Origin of the sequence: Synechococcus sp. R6-10, assembly GCF_047461815.1 — a bacterium.
Taxonomy (GTDB): Bacteria; Cyanobacteriota; Cyanobacteriia; order Thermostichales; family Thermostichaceae; genus Thermostichus.
The window spans coordinates 1-1,108 of the sequence record NZ_JANSHW010000465.1; the positions used below are offsets into that span (position 1 = coordinate 1).

The window sequence follows — 1,108 nt, forward strand, 5'->3', positions numbered from 1 at the left end:
ATCTTAGGGGATCCCGTCAGCCTTTCAGTTCGGCAAATTCGATGATCTGACCCTGGTGATCCCGCACCCAAAAGACAAAGGGTTTCTCGGAGCGAATGCTGTTGCGGATCCCTTGCTTGTTGATTCGCTTCAGGAGGGCCTTGAGGGATTCCCGCTCGTAGCTGACATGGCGATAGCGAACGCCGCTGCTGCGGCCCGCTGCCGGTACAGTCCCGTAAGCAGAAGCAGATGAGGAGCTAGGCCTAGAGGCGTTGCCGTAAGAACCGGACCCCGCATAGGGATCTGTAGAGCCAGGGATCACGTGCAATTGCACATTGTCGGAGAGTTGGTACCAAAGTCCGGGGGTATCCAATTGGGTGGGCCCAGAGGTGGGACGGGCTTTGGCATCGAAGCGGGGACTGAGGCCAATATCCCCTGGAAAGTAAGCGGATCCTAGGCTGTAGCCGACCATGCTTTGCTCGTAGCCGTAGTAGTACTGCAGGGGCAGCTCCGCTTCCGGCAGTTTCAACACCTTCTCGTAAAACCCTCTGGCCTGCTCCAAGTCCGGCACGATGATGGTGTGGACGCGGGGAGCGCCGCTTAAGAATGTCCACATGGCCCCCCCATAGGCCGATAGCAGCAAAAACATCAGCCCCTTCGTGGAGAGCAAAACCTCCAGGGGGATTAGGGGCAGCATCAGTCCAGGTGGGATGACCATCGGCACTTGTCCCTTCGCGGGTGGCTCTATGTCCAGTATAGGATCCGGGGAGAATCCTGGCCTTGGCCCACGCTCGATGAAGCTTGCTCTGTTTGCCCCCAGCCCGCGCGCCCGCCGGTTGGCCAACTCTCTGATCCCGCTCTTGGGCAAGGAGGTGAGCTGCTGGAGCAAAGCTGACCCGCAGGGGCTGCCCTCCCCCTGGCAGGCTTACGGGGATCCCAAGGATCCCACAGCGCCAGGCTCCCTAGCAGAAGCCGTTGCCCAAACCTGGCCCCAGGTGCAGGGCTGTCTCTTCATCTTGGCCGCAGGGTCGGTGGTGCGGCTCATTGCCCCCCTCTTGCAGGACAAGCAGCGGGATCCAGCGGTGGTGGTGGTGGACGAAGCCGGTCGCTGGGCTATTAGCCTGTGCGG

Annotated in this window: 1 protein-coding gene and 1 pseudogene; one reads left to right on the forward strand and one right to left on the reverse strand. The window is 60.8% G+C overall.

What is annotated here, in order from left to right:
• Positions 1 to 16: 16 nt before the first annotated feature.
• A complete protein-coding gene (locus NW837_RS12280) occupies positions 17 to 676 on the reverse strand; it encodes a hypothetical protein (protein ID WP_238376855.1) in 660 nt (219 codons plus the stop codon).
• 97 nt (positions 677 to 773) lie between these two features.
• Here NW837_RS12280 and NW837_RS12285 point away from each other — a divergent pair.
• A pseudogene (locus tag NW837_RS12285) lies at positions 774 to 1,108 on the forward strand (precorrin-3B C(17)-methyltransferase); the annotation flags it as partial.